Here is a 16,011-nt window from a genome sequence, read left to right as displayed (position 1 = left end):
AGGATCTGGTGGGTGAGTCCGTACCTGCGTCAGGTCAAGACAGCCTCGGGGGCCACGGCCGTGCAGGTCGTGGCCAAGGACCATGGTGTGCGCCGGATCGTGGAGCACCTGGGGTCGGCCCATGACGAGGCCGAGCTGGCTGCGCTGATGCGTCTGGGGCGCCAGCGGCTCCTGGCCGGCCAGCAGGTCCTGGACCTGGGGCCAGCACTCAACGACGACGCTGACGAGGTGGGTGGTCAGGCACCCGGTGACGGTGGTGCGGTGCGAAGGCCGCAGATCATCTCGCGCAGGTCGGCCTGGCTGATCGAGGCCCTCCGTTCGGCCTACAGGCGTCTGGGGCTGGGGGAGGCGGTTGGAGGTGATCGGGCCTTTGAGCAGATGGTCGCCGCTCGCCTGATCGAGCCGACCTCCAAGGCCGACACTCCCCGGGTCCTGTCGAGATCGGCTGGCCGGCCCCGGCCCACCGCAACACCTTGTACGCCTCCCTGGCCCGGGCCCAGGAGCGTGGTTACCGCGAGAGCCTCTCAAACGCCTTGTTCGAGCACGTCACCAACACTGGTGGGGGTCTGGCCCTGTGCCTGTACGACGTGACCACGCTCTACTTCGAGGCCGAGCGTGAGGACGACCTGCGCAAGGTCGGTTACTCCAAGGAGAGGCGGGTCGATCCCCAGGTCATCGTCGGCCTGCTGGTCGACCGGGCCGGCTTCCCCCTCCAGGTCGGCTGCTGGGAGGGCAACAAGGCTGAGACCACCACGATCATCCCCATCGTGGAGGCCTTCCAGGCCGCCCACGGCATCGAGGAGCTCATCATCGTCGCCGACGCCGGCATGCTCTCAGCAGCCAACCTGACGACCCTGGACGACGCCCGGCTGCGGTTCATCGTCGGGGCCCGCACCACCCGGGCCCCAGGCGACCTGGAGGCCCACTTCCACTGGGCCGGTGACGCCTTCACTGATGGGCAGCTCATTGACACCATCACCCCCAAGAGGGGCTCGAACACCGAGCGGGATAAGAGCCTCAGGGCTGAGCCCGTCTGGGACCCGGACACTCACCCGGGGTCGTGGCGGGCGGTGTGGGCCTACTCCAAGAAGCGCGCCGCCAGGGACAACCAGACCCTGACCGCCCAGGCCAACCGCGCCCGGGCCATCCGTCGCCGGCGAGAAGCGCCCCAAGGGCACGCGGTTCGTCACCACCCATAAAGGCGATCAGGTCCTCGATGAGGCGTCCCTGGCCCGGGCCAGGTCGCTGGTGGGACTCAAGGGGTATGTCACCAACATTCCGTCCCGCCTGATGGGCGCCGGTGAGGTGGTCTCCTCGTATCACGAGCTGTGGCACGTCGAGCAGTCCTTCGCCGATGAGCAAGCACGACCTGAGAGCCCGCCCCGTCTTCCACCACACCCATGACGCCATCGAGGCGCACCTGACCGTGGTCATGGCCGCCCTGGCCATCGCCCGACACCTCCAGGACACCACCGGGATCAGCATCAAACGCATCATCCGCGCCCTCAAGCCCCTCCAGGACGTCACCATCAACCTCAACGGCCATAAGATCACCGCCCAACCCCAAATCACCCCAACCGCAGCCAGCATCCTCAAATCCCTACAGTCCCCAGGGCACTAAGGTGTCACGAGTCAGGTCTTAACACCAACAGGTATGGCTCCAGTGCGGGCACTCAACGGCTCGGTCGACTGCTCTCCGCAGTCGCATCTGACTTGAGGATACTGGGCTGCCCCCCGACCTCCAACACCAACGTGCATGTCATCGCAATCTATGAAACGCGAACCCGCGAGGAGCACGACCCATCCCTAGCCTCACATCGGCACCCGCACATTCTTCTCAAGCAGACAGTGGAAACCAATGCTCAAGCCTCCATCGGCCTGGTAAGTCTCAGAGAGACTTACCAGGCGCCTCGACCCAATACGAATAACTTTCTTACATCATCTACAATGCATCCAAATATAGTGCTGTATTCCACAATGTCGACATGATGTCATAGGTGACATTCACCAAAGATCCCGCAACCACCGATAGACCTATCGGTCTCCGAGCAGCTAACACAGACGATTGGGAGCAGCGCCTGCCCTCAGTAATGCACCGTCAATACATCTAAAACTCAGAATGGCCCCCTTCATCGAACCACCGGCAACAATCTACAGGCCAGTCAGCACACACCCACACATCATGAGCCACCGCAAGATGAGCTAGCCATTGGGTACAGCACCGACGAATTCTTCTAACCGAACTTCCACAGACCACAATTCATAGTGGCTCAGCCCGGCGATGACCCCCAAGAGTCAATCAACATTGCCAGATCACCCTAAACCTGAGAATATTATGTAGCCTCCAGGAGGCAACCCTTACAGACAACGGAGACTACGTGGTGGCGGCTAACTCATCATCATCACAACCATAAGACACAAACGTTCGGAAAAACTATGCGAAAATAATCCCCGCCGCCACCAGGCGTATTGTTTACCTTTCTCAAAACCAGAATCAAGGACTGCGTTAATTCCCATTTAATTTCAGCTGAGGATTCATATCAATCAAAGCACAAAAAACCTCGGGCCAATCAATCATACCAATTGGATACTCCTCAAACTCGTTCACTGCGTCAATCAACTCCGATAAACCCTCATCTCCCGAGTTGGGGAAAATGTGTGGGTCATAAGCATACGACTCGAGCACCTCCACATCTTCACTGCTTAACACATACTCTTCATCGGAATAACTTCTCCCTAACTCTGCAAGATAGTTAACACACAACAACAACCTAGTGAGTTGCGCAATAAGGATTTTATTCTTGCCACAACTACCGCCACCAAGCTCTAGACACTCATTACTAAGTTTATGCATTATGGTGCGATTACGGTTATCCAACTGAATTAGTAGCCACCTGGAGAACCTTTCGCTTAAACGAGTCGAGAAACCAGCCTCATCTTTACCTGTAAAACTAGGAGCAATCATCCTACGAGGGAATAGTAGGTTTTGAAAGTTCAAAAGAGTCATATGAATATCACGAAATACCCCCACCTCTGGTCTAGCTTGAGAAAATTGACTGGTACCCAAATCAATCAACTGACACTTTAAAGGAGAAAATACTCCCACCCCACCCCTCCCACACCCTTGTGAGCTGTCATAAACTTTAGGTGCAACATGAAAAAACACATTACCTGAATTCAGGTCACCATGAGTATCGACTACACTGAACAAGCGACAGCATGACAGCAAGAACCCGGCAGTTGCATCTAAGCGCAGCCTTCTAAATTTAGACTCACGGCGCTCCTGAGTCCACTGAACAAACTCATTTTCGTCATCGAATCTAATCCCTTCCTCCCGAAACACAATTTCCGAAACCAGATCACGGATCGACGTGTCGCAATCAAGGAGGTTCATTACCGAGTATACGCCCTTTATTGGCGACGAATACTGGCCGAAATCAAAAACCTGCGGGACAACCTCCGGCAAACCTACGTTTGCATTTTTAATTGACTCTAAAGTGGCTTTTTGTTTCGAGAGCTTATAGGATCGCCATTTTTTGCCCACAAAGGGGTATACTTTTACAACCATCTCCGATTTTAGGCTTACATGCTCTACCTTATATGCAATTCCACTAGCTCCACGACCTAGTTCTTGTTGAAATCTGTATTTCACAAACACGTCACGACCTTTATGGAGCAATGGCTTGCCTGAACATAGAAGTCTAGTTCCTTTAATTTGTAAACTACTTGCCGAATACATATTAACCCAATTCCATCATTAATAACATTTTCTTCCTGAGCACTCCCATATCGCTGTTTTCATCAGCGGCTGATGCAGTTAATCGCCACAACTTTTCGACATGCTGAGCGTCTCGCTTGTGCCACAAACTTTTGCGTCAGATTTAATGCCGCTAACTCACTTCATTCATCGTCCGACGTAACTGAACTTTAATTTAACCCAACAAAATTACGGTACAGAGCGAGACGCACGCTTCGCCGATAAACAGTTTACCTTTCTGTCATTGAACCTTTCTCCCCAATCATACAGTCACACATTAAACCTAAACTCCACCACATCCCCGTCTGCCATGACGTAGTCCTTTCCTTCCATGCGCACTCGGCCGTGAGCGCGGGCTTCGGCAACGCTGCCGTACTGGACCAGGTCGTCGTAGCTCACGATCTCGGCCTTGATAAAGCCGCGCTCAAAGTCAGTGTGGATGACGCCCGCCGCCTGGGGCGCCGTTGCCCCCTTACGGATTGTCCACGCGCGGGACTCCTTCTCCCCCGCCGTCAGGTACGTCTGCAGCCCCAGGGTGTCGAACCCAACCCGGGCCAGCTTGTCCAGGCCGGACTCCTCCTGCCCATTGTCGTGCAGCATCTCCGCCGCCTCCTCCGGCTCCAGCTCCACGAGCTCGGCCTCGAACTGGGCGTCCAGGAAGATCGCCTCCGCCGGCGCCACCAGCTCACGCAGCTCGGCCTGGCGGGCCTCGTCGCTCATCCCGGCGTCGTCCATGTTGAACACGTAGATGAACGGCTTGGTGGTCATGAGCTGGAAGGTCTTGAGCACCTCCGCGTCGATCCCAGCAGCCTCCGCCCCGGCGGACAGCAGCGTCCCCTCCTCCAGGACCTTGAGGGCCGCCTGCGCCGTCTCCAGCACCACCAGCTCCGTCTTCTTACCCCGCACCTCCTTCTCCAGGCGCGGGATCGCCTTCTCCAGGGTCTGCATATCCGCCAGCACCAGCTCGGTGCTGATCGTCTCAATGTCCCCGGCCGGCTCCACCTTCCCATCCACGTGGACCACATCCGGGTCCTCGAAGGCGCGCGTCACCATGCAGATGGCATCCGCCTCGCGGATGTTAGCCAGGAACTGGTTGCCCAGCCCCTCACCCTCGCTGGCGCCGCGCACGATCCCGGCGATGTCCACGAAGGAGACCGTCGCCGGCACCACCCTCGCGGAGTGGAACAGCTCGGCGAGCTTGTCCAGGCGCGCATCCGGCAGGGGCACAACCCCCACGTTCGGCTCAATGGTCGCGAACGGGTAGTTGGCGGCCAGGACGGTCGCGCGGGTCAGAGCATTGAACAGGGTGGACTTGCCGACGTTGGGCAGTCCGACGATTCCGATGGTAAGTGCCACGCAGCAGAGTTTAGACGGCCCCTGTGACACCGTGCGCCCCGACGGCGCCCCCAAGGCCGGGTCACGCCGTCGGCAACCCCGCTTACTTACCGGCCCTCTCGTTCACCCGGACCGAGGCCCGCAGATCACGCCACGAGGTGTAGAAGCCCCCGCTGGCGTTGGCCCCGATCCCGGCCGTCACCGCAACCAGGCCCGCAGCCACCAGGATCACCACGACCCGCCCCAGGATCGCGCCGCCCAGCCGCGCCACCGACCGCTTACCACCGTCGCGCCGTCGGCCCCAGCGGGGCGACCAGAACATGACCGCCCCCAGCGCCCCCAGCGAGGCGACCACGGCCACGATGATCGTGCCCAGGCCGTTGATCTCGAAGGGCCTGGCGCGCACCGGCGAGACTGACCCCACCACGCGCTGGTCCTTGGGCGTCTCCGACAGGGGCTTCACGCCGGCGGCGGTGGCCTTGGCCCACGTATCGCCCTGGGGCGCCGTGACACCGGCCGCCTTGAACACCGCCGGGTCCGAGCCCCACCACGTCAGCAGCGACGGGAAATAGTTGTTCCACAGGGTCCAGGAGTGCCCACCCGAGGCCGGGGTATCGACCGTCAACGAGTCCGGCTTGCGCACCGCGTCATCCATGAGCCAGGCCGCCCGGGCCGCACCGGAGGAGTCGTCCTGCGCCCCCAGGACGTAGAAGCGCATGCCGTCGGGCTCGCGCTTCCCCAGCATGGTGGACAGCCCGTTCTGCGCCTGGAGCGTCTTGCCGCTGTGCGCCAGCGAACCCTCACCGGGCAGGTCGTAGGAGGACATGACCCCCACCGCACCGAAGCGCTGCGGGACGTCGTAGGCGGTCCGGGCCGCGCAGTAGGCGCCCGCCGAGATCCCCATAATCATCCAGCCGGCCCGCTGCGTGGTGACGTTGGGGAAGGTCGCCTGGATCATGCGGGGAATCTCCTCTGCGGTCCAGGTCCCCACGGCCGGGCGGCCGGCGATGTTGACGCAGTCGGGCTGGCCGCCGTCCACGTTGAGCGAGGGGAACACCAGGATCGACGGCGGGATACGGCCGGCGTCGATCGCCTCCTGGAGCCGCTGGGGTGAGGCGATGCCCGTCACCAGGGACTGCGGGTCGCCGACCCAGCCGTGGAGCCCCTCAAGGACGTTGTAGGTGCGGCCGTCATCGGGCCGGTAGCCCGCCGGCACGACGACACGCACCGGCAGCTTGATGCCGCTGACCGGGCCGGTCCAGGTGGCCTCCTGCGAGCCGTCGCCGACGTCGTGGAAAGAAGCCTTCCAGGCCGCGGCCGGCACGGCATCGTAGGCGGATGCCTGCGGCAGGGGCGCAATGCGCGAGGTGACCTGAGTGCGAGGGGCCAGGGCTTTGACGACATCGCCGACGTTGCGCACGTAGTGCATGGGCCGGTTGATGAGCAGGCCCCCAAGCACAATGACGAGCACCACCGGCACGCCCACCATGACGGTACGCGCCGTATAGCGGCCCACCGCCCGCAGCACCGTGCGCAGCGTGGGGCGGGCGAGTCGGGTGGGCCGGTCCGCGCTGCTGGCGCGCGTGGTGGCCGGAACAGTTCGCGGCAGAAGAACCGCGGCGACAAGGGTGGTCAGAACGGCAAGGACCAGCACGACTGCGATCGTTCGGAGGCTGGTCAGCGGGATGCTGCGCAAGAGGCTCACGTCCGATAAGCATGGCACCACCTGCCCACATACCCATCATCCAGAAGTCGCAGAAGGACCGTGCTCTTGGTCTCCTCCCCTCCGCCGTAGGCAGGATCGGGCAGGAAGCAGGACTGTCGCCCCAGGTCCGAACGGTCGATTTCCGCACGCCCGGGAGAAATATGCCCGACGACGACGCCGGAGCGGGCCGGTGGGCAGGCTCAGCAGAACAGGACCGGTGGGCCGGATCGGCGAGGCGGGGTCGTGCCGGTCCGTTCGGCGGGCGGACGGGCCGGCCGAACCAGCCAGCCGGGGCGATCTGCGCCAGCGGGACTCCGTGGGGCTTAAGGGCACCGAATAGATGTCGCACCTAACGGGCACCATTGGTTCATGAACTCCTCAGCGGTCCTGCTTCCCATCCTGCTGCTCCTCGTCGGCCTGGCGATCGGAGCGGTCATCGGCTACCTCGGTGCGCTCGCCCGGCGCACCACCGCGCACCAGTCGGACGGCGAGCAGGTGGCCGAGCTGCGGGCGCAGGCCGCCCAGTGGCAGGCCCGGGCCGAGGAGCTGTCCTCGCGTACCCAGGTGGCCGAGGAGCGCGCCGAGCGGGACGGCTCCGTGCTGCGGGCGCTCGCACCCGTGCGCAGCCAGCTGGAGCAGGTGGGGGCCCGGGTGGAGTCCTTGGAGAAGCAGCGGGCGGAGCAGCACGCGGCCCTGGCCGAGCAGCTGAGGGCCACCGCCCTGCGCGAGCAGGACCTGGCCCGCTCCACAGCCTCTCTGGAGGGGGCGCTGCGCTCACGCTCGGCACGCGGCATGTGGGGTGAGGTCGAGCTGGCCCGGGTCCTGGAGGCCTCCGGGATGATGCGGCACGTGGACTTCTCCGAGCAGCGCACCATCGGAGCGCTGGTCCAGCGGCGCGGCGGCTCGGCCGGCCCACCGGGCTCAGCGGTCCCAGCGGGCTCAGTGGGCTCGGCCGCCGGTGAGGGGGCGGCAGGCCGCTCCCGTCCGGACGTCGTCGTCCACCTGCCCGGGGAGGGCTACCTCGCCGTGGACGCGAAGGCGCCCATGGACTCCTACCTGGCGGCCACCGCCGTCCAGGGCTCCGGCCCCGAGGACGAGGAGCGGCGCGGGCGGCTTCTGGAGGCTCACGCCCGGGCGCTGCGCGGGCACGTCGATCAGCTCGCCGCGCGCCGTTACGACCGGGCCCTGGGGGACTCCCCCGAGCTCGTGGTCCTCTTCGTCCCGGCGGAGGCGGTGCTCTCGGCCGCCCTGGAGGCGGACCCCGCGCTCCTGGAGCACGCGCTGGGGCGCGGCGTCGCCCTGGCCTCACCCGTGTCGCTGCTGACCCTGCTGCGCACCTGCGCCACGGCCTGGGCCCGCACCGCCGTCAACGACGACGCCCGCGAGCTGCTGGAGCTCGGTCGCACCCTCTACGAGCGCCTGGGGACCGTCGCCGGTCACCTCGACGCCCTGGGCGGGGCCCTGCGGCGCAGCGTCACCGCCTACAACAAGGCGGTCGGCTCCATGGAGAACCGTCTCCTGGTGACCGCCCGCTCCCTGGAGACTCTCGGGGAGCAGGTGGACTCCCCCACGCTCATCAGTGCCGACGCCGCCCAGGTACGCACCTTCACAGCGCCCGAACTCACCACCGACAGGCACCCGGCCTCCACCACGGCGTAACGCATGCCACACTCTCAGTCCGTGACGATTGACGCTTCCATGGCGTCTATCAGGCAGCGTTGCCTGCTGTCTCATGACTAGCTGACACGCTGCCAGAACGTTTCCATACCCGATGGGCGGATGCCTCCCCTCATCGGACCTTCTCGGAGGAAGACATCATGCTGTCATTCATCGGAATGATTATCGCCGGCGCCGTGCTCGGCGCCCTTGCCCGCCTCGTCATGCGGGGCGAGCAGAACATCTCGGTCCTGTGGACCATCGTGCTGGGCGCCGTGGGCGCACTCGTTGGAGGCGCGGTCGCCAGCCTCTTCGGCGTCGCCCACACCGACGGGATCGACTGGATCCGCTGGGCCCTGTCCCTCATCGCCGCCATCGTCGCGATCTCCGTCTACCTGGGCGTCACCGGCCGCAAGTAGCCCTCTAACGCCCTGAAGCGGGTTCCGCAGAGGCACTCACCGCCTCCGCGGAACCCGCTTCAATTTTTGTGACGCAAGCCATGGGTTGGGGCCGTGAGGATTCCCCGGCCTGCGGCGTCCTACCTACAGCGCGGCAATCAAGACGGGTAGCAATACCAGTCAGTCACGTCGGCCACTCACGCGAGCGGGCCACGGCAGCCACTACGGCGCCGTGACGGACCAGTTGCTGGGCCGCGCACCACACATCCCGTCACCATCCATTCACGGATTAACGAAAGAGGCTCCAATGAGCAACAACGCCATCCCCCAGACCGGTCAGCAGCGCGAGCGCAACGAGCAGGCCGAGGAGGACAAGACCCCCCGCGGCCCCCTCCAGACCTCGCACGGCGTGACCACCATCGAGGAGAACGTCGTCGCCAAGATCGCCGGTATGGCTGCTCGTGAGGTGCCCGGCGTCTACGACATGGGCAACGCCGTTCGCCGCGCCTTCAGCGCCGTGACCGACCGCATCCCCAACGCCCAGACCAACGTCGCCGGCGGCATCAGCGTCCAGAAGGGCGAGACCCAGGCCGCCGTCGAGGTCACCGTGGTCGTTGAGTACGGCGTCTCCATCGTCGAGGTCTCCGACGCCATCCGCCGCAACATCATCGAGCAGATCGAGGGCACCACCGGCCTGGAAGTCGTCGAGGTCAACATCAACGTCACCGACGTCCACCTGCCCGACGACGACTCCAACAACTCCGAGGCCGCCGACCTCAAGTGACCCATCCTGACGCCCTGATCTGAGGAGCTCTCAATGAAGACAACGTACCTGGCCCTCCTGGTGGGCCTGTTCCTTGGCACCATTCTCGCCTTCGGCTCCTTCGCCGACTTCGTCCTGGTGGCCCTGTGCGGCGCGGCCGGACTGGGGGTGGGTCTCTACCTGGAGGGCCGGGTCGATGTCCACAGCATCCTGGATCGGCGAAAGAAGTGACGATGGCGACCGCCACCCAGCCCGCCATCACGCAGCCGGGTCCCGCCCAGGACGAGGCCTCCTCCTGGGAGCAACGCGGCACCACCACCATTCCGGCCAAGGTCGTCGCCCAGATCGCCGCCCAGGCCGCCTATGAGACCGGCAACGTCGGCTCCAATGCCGGGGGGCTCCTGGGAATCGGCGCCCGCCGCAACTTCGCCTCCCGGCCCGAGGCCCAGTGCGAGCTCTACGGGCGGGTCGCCGTCCTCCACCTGGACCTCGGCCTGGTCTTTCCCACGCCACTGTCCTCCACCATTGACGATCTGCGCGCGCACGTGCGCGGCCGCGTCGAGCACCTCACCGGGCTGAGCGTCGGCAAGATCACCATCGAGATCTCCTGGCTCAATCCGAGCAGCCACGTCAGGAAGAGCCTGAAATGAGAACACCCGTCCCGAAACTCATTCGTCGCCCCTCTCGCAGCACGCCCAGTGTCCTCCTGGCACTGCTGCTGCTCACGGCCGGAGGCCTGGGGGCCTGGCTGACGGGGCACCGGATCGTCACCGGCACCTGGCCGGACCGCACCGTCACCACGCTCGACACCATTGGCTCCACCGCCCTCGGCTCCGTCGCGGTGCTCGCCGCCGCCGGGATCGCCGCAGCCTGCGCCTTAGCCATGATCCTCGCGGCCCTGTGGCCTGGGCTGCCCGAGCGCGTCACGCTCCTGCCCGACACCGTCCCGGGCCAGACCGCGGTGAGGCGCCGTGACCTGGCCACCCTGGTGAGGAACCAGGTCGAGCAGATCGGCGGCGTCCACTCCGCCACCGTCACCACCCGTCGCTCCCGGGTCGACGTCGTCGTCCTCAGTGTCCTGGACGACCTCGAGCCGGTGCAGGAAGCCGCCCGTAAGACGACCGACGAGGCCCTGGAGACGCTCCAGCCCGCGGGCATCACGCGCAGCCGCGTGCGGATCAAGCGCACGAGCTGAAGGAGATACGATCATGCGTTCAGTTTCTGGTGTCCTCAACCGGACGGCCCTGGCCGGCTGCGGGCTTCTCATCGCGGCGGCGTCATCCTGGGTCCTGGCCTCCGGCCTTAGTGCCGGTCGGTCCTGGCCCGATGCCGCCCCCTACCTGGCCACGGCGCAGGACCGAGTCGGCAGCCTCATCGCAGCCCAGGCGCACTGGCTCCTGCCGGTGGCCGCGCTGGTCTCCGTGCTCGCCGTCATCGCCGGGTTGGTCCTACTCGCCATGCAGATCCCCCGCAAGGCGGCCGCCTCTCCCCTGAGGTTCAGCGACTCCGAGGGAGTCCTCATGGCCACCGTTGCCCCCGAGGTCCTGTCACAGGCCCTGTCCGAGCGGGCGGAGGACGTTCCCGGGGTGGTGGAGCAGTGCGCCGTGTGGGTCACCGGTTCCCCGAGCAGTCTGTGGGTGCAGGCGGACGCCACCGTGTCCCAGGACTGCGAGGTCGCATGGGCCGTGGCGGAGCTCAGGGGCCGGCTCGAGGATGACGTGACCACGTCCCTGGGCACGCGCCCCCGGCAGATCGACGTCCTGGTGGGGCTGGAGCGCTCCACGAGCAAGCGCAGCGTCTCGCAGACCATCACGGGGCAGCACTCGCCCAAGACCATCGGGAACGGCGATGGCGCGTGAGACGCGGGACGAGGCCACGGCGGCGCCTCGCCCGCGTCCAGACCACGCCGCACAACCGAGCGCCTCGTCCGGCGCGTCGCCCGACAAGGACCGCTGCCTGGTCCTGCGCGCCCAGGACGGGGACATCAACGCCTTCGAGCAGCTCGTCGAGCGTTACCAGGGGCGCCTGTTCCGCACCGCCTACATGATCGTGCGCAACCGTCACGACAGTGAGGACATCGTCCAGGACACTCTCATCCAGGCCTGGCGCAGTCTTCACCTCGTCAGGGAACCCGCCGCCTTCCGAGGCTGGCTCATGCGGATCTGCACCAACAAGGCCACCAGCATGACGCGCAAGCGTCAGCGCCGGGCCACCGACCCCTACGACGCCGAAGGCCTGGAGACTGCGAGCGCCATCGCGGAGACGACGTCGAGCAGCACCGCCGACCCGGCCGAGTCCAGCGAGGTCAACGCCCAGATCGAGGCGCTGGCCGACCTCCTGGCCTCCGTGCAGCCCGAGCTGCGCATCGTCTGGGTGCTCCGAGAGGTCGACGACATGTCCTACGAAGAGATCGCCCAGACCCTGAACCTGACCGAGTCCACCGTCCGAGGGAGGCTGGCACGCGCCCGTTCTCTCGTCATGCGCCAGATGAAGGAGTGGGCATGAGCACCGTCAACCAGCTCTCACACAGCGTCCGACGCGCGACGGCGTCGGCCTCCAAGTCCTTCGCCCGGTCTCATGAGCAGGACGACGCCGACACGCGCGAGTACCAGCGTCTGATCGCCTCCCTGCACGAGGAGTGGGATCGGCTGGAGTCTCAGGCCAGCGCCTCGGTCATGCCCAAGCGCCACCTGATGGACGCCATCCTCGCCGAGACCCGTCACGGCGCCCAGGTGGAGATGCCCGCGACCGACCTGGGGCCGTACAGCATGTCCGAGTTCTCGCTGCGGGCACTCATCCGCCGCACCGTGGACGGCGTGCCCGGGGCACGCGCCCTGCGCTCGACCTTCGAGCACGCGCCCTCAGGCGAGGGTCACCGCGGCCTCGGGGTTCCGCAGACCATCTCCTGCCGGATCTCCGCCCACCTCAGCGTGGCCAACCTGCCGCAGCTCGGCCAGGAGGTCCGCGACGCCGTTCGAGCCGCCTGCCATGAGAACCTTGGGGTGTCCCCGACCGTCAACGTCCACATCGAGGATCTCCACGATGACGACTAGCCTCTCAGCGGCCGAGCTGGCCCACCTGGTCACTGCTGTCCCCGGCGTCCGAGCAATCGAGCCGGGGATCGGCAGCACGTTGAGGGCGCTCGGTAGCCACATGCGCCAGCAGGATCCTCAACAGGCCCGTTTCGGCGTGATCGTCGAGGAGGGCTCGAGCCGGGCCGTCATCGAGATCGGTATCGATGGCTCGCGGCCCATCAAGGACATCGTGCGCGACGTCCAGGAGACCATCATCCGCTCCCTGTCCCAGGCGGGCGAGTCGGGCGCCCCCTCCGAGGCCCGGGAGGGCTCCGACTCCTCCGACGTCGGGGAGCAGAGCGCGCCTCAGGTCACGGTGCGGGTCCAGTCCCTGCTGTAGGCACCAGCCCCACAGCAGCTCCAGCCTCGTGCAGGTTCCAGCACGAGTCGACGTCGGGGCACCGGTCAGATGATCGGTGCCCCGACATCGGTCATGGGGTGAAGGGCATGAGCCCGGCAGACGCCGGGCTCAGCTGGTACGAGCCGGGCTCAGTGGCTCTCACGAACAACGGCGCCCGAGACGTCGGCCTCCTCCAGGCGCACGACGCGCGACCCGGTCACCAGGCGGTGCCCCAGCCAGATGGCCCCGAAGACCGGCAGGCCGATGTAGGAGGAGAGCACCTCCACGAGCTGGCCCTTGAAGATCGCCTCGTAGTTCTGGCCCAGGATCACCAGGGCGCACAGGGTGAAGGCCAGGACCGGCCCGAGCGGGAAACAGGGCGCCTGGTAGGGAAGGTCGGCCGGGTCGTTGCCCTGGAGCACGTAGGCGCGCCGGAAGCGGAAGTGGCACACGGCGATACCCAACCACACGATGAAGCCGCACAGGGCGGAGACGTTGAGCAGCCACGTGTAGGCGGTGTCCTGTCCCACCACGGCGGTCAGGAAGCCGGCGGCCCCCACCAGCGCCGTCGCCCCCAGGGCCCGCACCGGCACCCCGTGGCGGTTGACATAGGCGAACCAGGCCGGTGCCTGGCCCTGCAGGGCCATCGAGTGCAGCATGCGGGTCGAGGCGTACAGGCCCGAGTTGCCGGCGCTGAGCACGGCGGTGAGGATGACCGCGTTCATGATGGCGGCCGCGATCCCGATCCCCGCCCGCTCGAAGACCAGGGTGAAGGGCGAGTAGGAGATGTCGGAGGTATCCGAGCGCAGCAGGTTGGGGTCGGTGTACGGAACCAGGAAGCCGACCACCGTGATCGCCCCGATGTAGAAGATCATGATCCGCCAGAACACCGTGTGGATCGCCTTGGGCACGTCCCGGCGCGGGTTGCGGGCCTCACCGGCCGCCACGCCCACCAGCTCGGTGCCCTGGAAGGAGAACCCGGCCACCATGAACACCGACACAATGGCCAGCATCCCGCCGTGGAAGGGCGCGTCCTTGACGACCCAGTTGCTGAAGCCCGGGGACGTCCCACCGATGATGCCGGCGATCATGGCCAGGCCCGCCACGAGGAAGACGACGACCGTGACCACCTTGATGGCCGACAGCCAGAACTCCCCCTCCCCGAAGGCGCGGGCGGACAGGGCGTTGAGCGTCGTCAGCAGTGCTAGGAACAGTGCCGCCCAGATCCACGAGGGCACCCCTGGCAGCCAGTAGCCCATGACGATTCCGGCGGCCACCAGCTCGGCCGCCACCGTGATCGCCCAGTTGAACCAGTAGTTCCAGCCCATGGCGAAGCCGAAGGAGGGGCTGACGAACCGGGTGGCGTAGGTCTGGAAGGAACCGGCCACGGGCATGTGCGCCGTCATCTCGCCAAGGGACTGCATGAGCAGCAGCACCATGAGGCCGATGGCGGCGTAGGCGACCAGGGCTCCGCCCGGGCCGGCCGTGGAGACCGTGGCGCCCGAGGCCACGAACAGCCCCGTGCCGATGGCGCCGCCGATGGCGATCATCTGCATGTGCCTGCTGGTCAGGCTCCGGTGCAGGCCGCCGTCCTCCTCCAGGGCCTCGTTGGAGACCTGGCCGGAGGCGCCGGAGACCACCGCGCCCACGGGGTCTGCGGAGGTCACAGGGTCAGCAGCATCGGCGCCGTTGGTGCCGGGCCGCCCGCCCGACGCAGCGGGGGCATGGCCACTGGGGGCCGACTCGTCATGAGAGTGTGTCACCCGACTGAGGGTAACCGTCACGCATGCAACCCGGCGTTCACCTTCGGCCTGTCTCACGCAGCCGGGCGTGTGCTGACGCTCACGGCCGGCCCTGCGGCCAGCCCTATGGAAGGCCCTGCGGCCGGGGCGGAAGGGGCGGGCGGCGCAGCCTCAGCAGGTGTGGTCGGCGGCCGGCTCGCGGCGCTTGTGCGCCGAGGCGGCCCCCTGGGCCGCCATGAGGTCGGCACGCAGGTTCTTGGGCAGGGAGAAGGAGATCTTCTCCGTGGTGGTGCGCACCTCCTCGACGTCGTCGAAGCCGAACTCGGCCAGGCGCTCCACCACCTCGCGCACCAGGATCTCCGGCACCGAGGCGCCCGAGGTCAGGCCGACCGTCTCGACGCCGTCGAACCAGGACGGGTCGATCTCGCTGGCGAAGTCCACCCGGTGGGCGGCGCCCGCACCGGCCTCGAGGGCCACCTCCTTGAGGCGCACCGAGTTCGAGGAGTTGCCGGAGCCGACCACGATCATGAGGTCCACCCTCGGGGCGATCTTCTTGACCGCGGCCTGACGGTTCTGGGTGGCGTAGCAGATGTCCTCGCCGGGCGGGTCGATCATCTCCGGGAAGCGCTCGCGCAGCAGGCGCACCGTCTCCAGGGTCTCGTCGACGCTCAAGGTGGTCTGGCTGATCCACACGACCTTGGAGGGGTCGCGCACCTCGACCTGGTCCACCTCGTGGGGGCCGTTGACGACCTGAATGTGGTCGGGGGCCTCGCCCTGGGTGCCCTCGACCTCCTCGTGGCCGGTGTGGCCCACGAGGATGATGTCGTAGTCCTTGTCCGCGAAGCGCACCGCCTGCTTGTGCACCTTGGTCACCAGCGGGCAGGTCGCGTCAATCGTGTCCAGCCGGCGCTCGGCGGCCTCGGCGTGGACCGCCGGGGAGACGCCGTGGGCGGAGAAGACGACGCGGGCGCCCACCGGCACCTCGTCGGTCTCGGAGACGAAGATGGCGCCGCGCTTGGAGAGGGTCTCCACGACGTACTTATTGTGGACGATCTCCTTGCGCACGTAGATCGGCGCCCCGTAGTGGGCCAGGGCCTGCTCTACGGCGTCGACGGCGCGGTCCACGCCGGCGCAGTAGCCGCGCGGGGAGGCCATGAGGATCCGCTTGCCGCCCTTGGGAGAGGGGGCCGCGGCGTCGGTGTGCTCACTGGCGAGCTCGATGGTCGTCACGGTCACCACTG

Annotated in this window: 15 protein-coding genes and 1 pseudogene; 11 read left to right on the top strand and 5 right to left on the bottom strand. The window is 66.0% G+C overall.

Annotation, left to right across the window (positions count from 1 at the left end):
- Positions 1-12 precede the first annotated feature (12 nt).
- Positions 13-1,621, top strand: a pseudogene (locus FK267_RS13855) (IS1634 family transposase).
- An 885-nt stretch (positions 1,622-2,506) separates the two neighbouring features.
- Here the strand turns inward: FK267_RS13855 and FK267_RS11590 are convergent.
- From FK267_RS11590 to FK267_RS11580, 3 genes are all read right to left on the bottom strand, one after another.
- Complete coding sequence (locus FK267_RS11590; protein WP_141407284.1) at positions 2,507-3,658, bottom strand: hypothetical protein; 1,152 nt, start codon at positions 3,656-3,658, stop codon at positions 2,507-2,509.
- A 369-nt stretch (positions 3,659-4,027) separates the two neighbouring features.
- Positions 4,028-5,113 (bottom strand): redox-regulated ATPase YchF, encoded by a 1,086-nt coding sequence (gene ychF / locus FK267_RS11585; protein ID WP_141407283.1) that lies wholly within the window; start codon positions 5,111-5,113, stop codon positions 4,028-4,030.
- A gap of 82 nt (positions 5,114-5,195) precedes the next feature.
- Positions 5,196-6,746, bottom strand: coding sequence for an alpha/beta hydrolase (locus FK267_RS11580; protein ID WP_141407282.1), 1,551 nt, complete (start codon positions 6,744-6,746; stop codon positions 5,196-5,198).
- A 420-nt stretch (positions 6,747-7,166) separates the two neighbouring features.
- Here FK267_RS11580 and FK267_RS11575 point away from each other — a divergent pair, with 420 nt between their 5' ends.
- The 10 genes from FK267_RS11575 (at position 7,167) to FK267_RS11535 (ending at position 13,028) form a co-directional block, all read left to right on the top strand.
- Positions 7,167-8,456, top strand: coding sequence for a DNA recombination protein RmuC (locus tag FK267_RS11575; protein ID WP_141407281.1), 1,290 nt, complete (start codon positions 7,167-7,169; stop codon positions 8,454-8,456).
- 158 nt (positions 8,457-8,614) lie between these two features.
- A complete protein-coding gene (locus tag FK267_RS11570; protein ID WP_141407280.1) occupies positions 8,615-8,872 on the top strand; it encodes a GlsB/YeaQ/YmgE family stress response membrane protein in 258 nt (85 codons plus the stop codon).
- A gap of 286 nt (positions 8,873-9,158) precedes the next feature.
- The gene (locus tag FK267_RS11565) at positions 9,159-9,635 is read left to right on the top strand and encodes an Asp23/Gls24 family envelope stress response protein (RefSeq protein WP_141407279.1); all 477 of its coding nucleotides are present in this window, start codon (positions 9,159-9,161) and stop codon (positions 9,633-9,635) included.
- A 33-nt stretch (positions 9,636-9,668) separates the two neighbouring features.
- Positions 9,669-9,845: a hypothetical protein gene (locus FK267_RS13440; protein WP_003789010.1), complete on the top strand. Its 177-nt coding sequence runs from the start codon at positions 9,669-9,671 to the stop codon at positions 9,843-9,845.
- 2 nt (positions 9,846-9,847) lie between these two features.
- Positions 9,848-10,264: a hypothetical protein gene (locus tag FK267_RS11560; RefSeq protein WP_141407278.1), complete on the top strand. Its 417-nt coding sequence runs from the start codon at positions 9,848-9,850 to the stop codon at positions 10,262-10,264.
- Entirely contained in the window at positions 10,261-10,809 is a 549-nt protein-coding gene (locus tag FK267_RS11555; RefSeq protein ID WP_141407277.1) for a DUF6286 domain-containing protein, read from the top strand. Before FK267_RS11560 ends, FK267_RS11555 begins: the two co-directional genes overlap by 4 nt.
- A gap of 13 nt (positions 10,810-10,822) precedes the next feature.
- Positions 10,823-11,473: a hypothetical protein gene (locus tag FK267_RS11550; RefSeq protein WP_141407276.1), complete on the top strand. Its 651-nt coding sequence runs from the start codon at positions 10,823-10,825 to the stop codon at positions 11,471-11,473.
- Complete coding sequence (locus FK267_RS11545; protein WP_141407275.1) at positions 11,463-12,119, top strand: RNA polymerase sigma factor; 657 nt, start codon at positions 11,463-11,465, stop codon at positions 12,117-12,119. The genes FK267_RS11550 and FK267_RS11545 overlap by 11 nt, the downstream gene beginning before the upstream one ends.
- On the top strand, positions 12,116-12,667 hold the full coding sequence (locus FK267_RS11540; protein WP_141407274.1) for an Asp23/Gls24 family envelope stress response protein: 552 nt from the start codon (positions 12,116-12,118) through the stop codon (positions 12,665-12,667). Before FK267_RS11545 ends, FK267_RS11540 begins: the two co-directional genes overlap by 4 nt.
- Positions 12,657-13,028, top strand: a complete 372-nt coding sequence (locus tag FK267_RS11535) for a transcriptional regulator (protein ID WP_141407273.1) — start codon at positions 12,657-12,659, stop codon at positions 13,026-13,028. Before FK267_RS11540 ends, FK267_RS11535 begins: the two co-directional genes overlap by 11 nt.
- A 149-nt stretch (positions 13,029-13,177) precedes the next feature.
- Here the strand turns inward: FK267_RS11535 and FK267_RS11530 are convergent, their stop codons facing one another.
- A complete protein-coding gene (locus FK267_RS11530) occupies positions 13,178-14,791 on the bottom strand; it encodes an amino acid permease (RefSeq protein ID WP_141407272.1) in 1,614 nt (537 codons plus the stop codon).
- Positions 14,792-14,941: 150 nt separating this feature from the next.
- Positions 14,942-16,009 carry a 4-hydroxy-3-methylbut-2-enyl diphosphate reductase gene (locus tag FK267_RS11525; RefSeq protein ID WP_075375717.1) on the bottom strand — a complete coding sequence of 356 codons (1,068 nt, stop codon included), beginning with the start codon at positions 16,007-16,009 and terminating at the stop codon, positions 14,942-14,944.
- Between the last annotated feature and the right edge of the window lie 2 nt (positions 16,010-16,011).

Source organism: Actinomyces oris (genome assembly GCF_006546825.1).
GTDB lineage: Bacteria > Actinomycetota > Actinomycetes > Actinomycetales > Actinomycetaceae > Actinomyces > Actinomyces oris.
This window is presented reverse-complemented; position numbering and strand designations above follow the sequence as displayed.